This window comes from Prosthecobacter sp., from assembly GCF_044373815.1.
GTDB lineage: Bacteria > Verrucomicrobiota > Verrucomicrobiia > Verrucomicrobiales > Verrucomicrobiaceae > Prosthecobacter.
In genome coordinates, this window is record NZ_JBIPNG010000572.1 from 1 (window position 1) to 3746 (window position 3746).

6 protein-coding genes are annotated in these 3746 nt (G+C 61.1%); 2 read left to right on the plus strand and 4 right to left on the minus strand.

Annotated features, from left to right (window positions below; all coding sequences use genetic code 11):
* A partial coding sequence (locus ACIREA_RS28395; RefSeq protein WP_397385692.1) for an Lrp/AsnC family transcriptional regulator occupies positions 1–518 on the minus strand: 518 nt, incomplete at its 3' end.
* Between the two features lie 103 nt (positions 519–621).
* Between ACIREA_RS28395 and ACIREA_RS28400 the strand changes: the two genes are divergently transcribed.
* Together ACIREA_RS28400 and ACIREA_RS28405 are read left to right on the plus strand one after the other, a co-directional pair.
* Positions 622–999 (plus strand): DUF721 domain-containing protein, encoded by a 378-nt coding sequence (locus tag ACIREA_RS28400; RefSeq protein WP_397385693.1) that lies wholly within the window; start codon positions 622–624, stop codon positions 997–999.
* A gap of 99 nt (positions 1000–1098) precedes the next feature.
* On the plus strand, positions 1099–2574 hold the full coding sequence (locus tag ACIREA_RS28405) for a CbiX/SirB N-terminal domain-containing protein (RefSeq protein WP_397385694.1): 1476 nt from the start codon (positions 1099–1101) through the stop codon (positions 2572–2574).
* 26 nt (positions 2575–2600) lie between these two features.
* On the opposite strand, the gene ACIREA_RS28410 is transcribed toward ACIREA_RS28405, so the two are convergent.
* The 3 genes from ACIREA_RS28410 to ACIREA_RS28420 form a co-directional block, all read right to left on the minus strand.
* A complete protein-coding gene (locus ACIREA_RS28410) occupies positions 2601–2960 on the minus strand; it encodes a hypothetical protein (RefSeq protein WP_397385695.1) in 360 nt (119 codons plus the stop codon).
* A gap of 69 nt (positions 2961–3029) precedes the next feature.
* A complete protein-coding gene (locus tag ACIREA_RS28415; RefSeq protein ID WP_397385696.1) occupies positions 3030–3455 on the minus strand; it encodes a type II toxin-antitoxin system VapC family toxin in 426 nt (141 codons plus the stop codon).
* Complete coding sequence (locus tag ACIREA_RS28420) at positions 3446–3712, minus strand: type II toxin-antitoxin system Phd/YefM family antitoxin (protein ID WP_397385697.1); 267 nt, start codon at positions 3710–3712, stop codon at positions 3446–3448. The genes ACIREA_RS28415 and ACIREA_RS28420 overlap by 10 nt, the downstream gene beginning before the upstream one ends.
* Positions 3713–3746: the final 34 nt, after the last annotated feature.

A 3746-nucleotide genomic window follows, 5' to 3' on the forward strand; every position in this document is an offset into this window, starting at 1 on the left:
CCGGGCTCCAGCGTCTTGCGGCGCACATGGCCCACGCCCAGGGCGAAGATGCCGTGGGCCTCCATGGTGTAGTAGCTTTCCGCGCCGATCAGCTTCGCCAGCACATCGCAATGCTGGTTGATGTCATGGCCCTGCGGAACTTTCAGCGTGGTCCAGAGGCGGTAGTCACTGCCGCTGACTTCGCGGTCCGTGGAGCGCAGCACCACGTGCCCGCTGAAGGGGTCCTGCTTGAAGAGGAATTCAAACGCGCCTTCGAGCTTCTCTGTCGGCACCTTCCAGGCCACCAGCGCGCCTTCGGCCAGCTTGTTCGCCAGCAGGGTCTGCCGCACGCGGCGGATCACCCCGGCCTTCAGCATCGCCTGGATGCGCTCCACCACCGTCTCCAGCGGCAGGCCGCTCAGCTGTGCAATGTCCTGAAACGGCGTGGGGGTGAAGCCCTTGATGCGGTCCTCGCTCACGGCGAGAATCTGCGCGTTGATCGGGTCGGTATGGTCGGTGGGGAGAGTGTCGGCGGACATGGCTGGTGGTCGGGGGGAGGGCATCTTTAGCGGCGGCCCGCCGGAAATGCGAGATTTGAAATTTGCGATTTAGCACCCGCCAATTGCCGTCTAGGGTGCGCGCATGGACAAACGCAAGCCCACCGCCGCCATGCGCAGGCGCCACAACCTCATCTCGGCGTGGCGCGGCGTGGAGGACGGGCCGCTGATGGACCTGCCAACGCTCAGGGTAGGAGACCTCGCCACGCAGATCATGGCCAAGGCCGGCATGTCCAACCGCGTGAAGCTGGAGGACATCCTCGCCGCATGGCAGGAGATCGTCGGTGCGTTCCTTTTCAAACTCACCCGCCCGGACACCTTTGAGCGCGGCATCCTCAGCGTCCGCCTCATTCAGCCCACGGCCCACCACGCGCTGATGCAGGAGAAAGTGAAAATTCTCAAACGCCTGCAGGAGAAGCTGCCCGATGCCAAGATTAAAGACCTGCGCTTCCGCCACGGGTGAATGAGAAATGAGGAAACCCGAATGAGGAATTGTTTCCAACCGCACCTCCCGTGACGTAATCACGGGCCATTCCTCCTTCCATCTCCTACGCCTTCCCCTTTGAACTCTCACCAACAAGCCGCCCTCATCATCGTCGGTCACGGTTCCACCACGAATCCGGACTCCAGCGCCCCGACGCACCTGCACGCCGACTCCATCCGCCGTCGCGGCCTCTTCCGTGAAGTCGCCTGCTGCTTCTGGAAAGAGGAGCCCAACATGCGCGAGGTCTACGAGATGGTGGACAGCGAGGTCATCTACATCGTCCCGAATTTCATCAGCGAAGGCTACTTCTGCCAGCAGGTGATCCCGCGTGAGCTGCGGCTCGACGGCCCCACCACGCAGCGCGATGGCAAAACGATCCATTACTGCGATCCCGTGGGCATCCACCCCAACATGACGCGCCTCCTCATTCAGCGCGCCGATGAAGTCGCCCCCCATGTGCCGCGTGATCAGACCAGCCTCGTCATCGTCGGCCACGGCACCAGCCTGAACGAAAACTCCACCAAGGCCATTCAGGATCAGGTCGCCCTCATTCGCGGCGGCCACTACGGCTTCGCCGAAGTCATCGACACCTACATGGAGGAGGCCCCCTTTGTGAAAGACTGGGCCACGCTCACCACCGCGCCGAATGTCGTCGTCGTCCCCTTCTTCATCGCCGACGGCCTCCACAGCTTTCAAGACATCCCCGTCCTCCTCGGCATGCGCGAGGACGTCGGCGCCGCCCTCAGCGAGAGCGGCGTCTTCCATCAAAACCCGCATCAGCTCCAGGGCCGCCAGATCTACTACAGCGGCGCCATCGGCACCGAGCCCCTCATGGCAGACGTCATCCTCGATCAGGTGCACGACTTCGATGCCAAGCACCAGGTGCAGAACAAAAAAGGCATGCCGAATGACGAGGTGAAATCCTCCCTCGCCTACTGGCTGAACTCCGGCCTCGATGAAATCGGCGAGATCGTCATCACCACCAACCCCGACGGCACCTACTCGCTCTGCCACATCGCGGATCGCGGCAAAGCCGATCTGCAAATCCATCACGAAGCGCACGATGCCCTCTTCATCGCCCGGAACGATGCCAGCGGCACCTTCCGCCCTCTGCATTCCGCCCCCACCCTGAATCGCGGCTGGCGGCTCGATCTCACCGACCTCGACGAACTGCGCCTCGCGCTCGATTTCTTCTACCCCGCCGCCATCGGCATGGCACGCGCGCTTGAGCAGGAAAAACTCACCGCCGTCCCCTTGCGCGATCTCCTCGGCCGCCAGACCGGCATGTACCGCTTCGTCAACACCATCAGCGATGACCAGGCCCACGCGCTCATCGGCAAAACCTGCGCGAATACGAAGTGCCTCCGCCGCATCCTCTGGCCCCTCACCGCCACCCAGCCAATGGCCGGAGCCGCCGCCGCCAAAACCCAGCCCAATCACGCCCCCAACGCCATGCCCCTGCTCTGCATCGAAGCCTGCACGCACGTAGTGTCAGCAGCGCGCAAAGTGGCGCGGGAGAATCATGAGGCGAATGCGGCGAAGAGTGCTGTTTGAGCACGCCACATCCCCGAAACATCCTCTCAGAAATCTTCAGCCTTATGCACAGCGACACCATAGTACGCACAAACTTTGGCGGCGGTGTCAAAGCTGATGACCGAAGTGACACAGGCGAATGTCTTGAACTTGATCAGCGTGCAGATGAGCCGGTACGACTTCAACTGCAGCAGGTGGGCCAGAGCACCCACCGTCACCAGGCCTGAGATCGTGATGCAGACAGGCGGGGCGGACTCCGAAGCAGGCCCGGAAGCATGCGCTTTCAGCGCAGAGCCACCGCCCCCAGCCTCCTCCTGCAGACGGATCACGTCATTCAGATCCTGGCAGCCCTCCGGCAGCAGGTAGCGCGGCTTTTCGGAATCTGAAAGCGTCAGGTCTTCGTCCACGGTCCATTCATAGCTCAATCGGGGCTTTTTTCCAGCATCTTGGGAAGCTGGATGGAGTCACCCACTAGGTCAGGACTTCGTTACAGCAAAAGGGGCGACATCTTCCAGCACAAGCTGCTGCACGTGGGAGAATTCGGATTGGTTCAAGGTCGCCAGCGAATGCCCATGCTCCAAAGCAGTGGCAGCGATGATAAGATCATGCGGCCCGATCATCTTCCGGGAAACTTCAAGCTCAGCCCAAATCTGCGCATGTCTCCTGGCCACGGTCAGCTCAAATTCGATGATGGGCAGTCGTTGCAGCACCCCCTCTACGTAAATGGATCTCTTCTCGCGACGTTCCGCCGTATTTGCCCGCTCAACGCCATGAAGCAATTCGGAAGCAGTAATGGCAGCAATGAAAAAGTCCTCTCCAGGTCTGGCACCGAATAACGCCGCGAGACTAAAACGTCCGCGCTCATCGGCAACGATAACTGAAGTATCCAAAATCAGTCCCATCGCGCAACCACTGGAGGAAGTTTAGCTCGTGCCTCTGCAATGTCCGATTCGAAACTTTCGGCTTCCTCTTCACCTAGCCGGGGACGGTCAGGCCAAGTTAGAGCCAGTTCGGCACCTTTAGACGCGCGACTCGCGGGAAGCATGCGTGCCACCGGCTTGCCGCTCTCAGTCAAAAGCGCCCATTCTCCCTCATGCCGCACACGGTGCAGCAGATCGGCAAAATGCCTCACAGCCTCGCTGACAGACAGGGAAATCATGGCGAATTCATACACCACACCGACTCCGGCCTCA

Excerpts from the sequence above, each read along its gene's own strand:
- ACIREA_RS28420 (WP_397385697.1), bottom strand. The coding sequence starts at position 3,712 with ATGATTTCCCTGTCTGTCAGCGAGGCTGTGAGGCATTTTGCCGATCTG.
- ACIREA_RS28415 (WP_397385696.1), bottom strand. The coding sequence starts at position 3,455 with ATGGGACTGATTTTGGATACTTCAGTTATCGTTGCCGATGAGCGCGGA.
- ACIREA_RS28400 (WP_397385693.1), top strand. The coding sequence starts at position 622 with ATGGACAAACGCAAGCCCACCGCCGCCATGCGCAGGCGCCACAACCTC.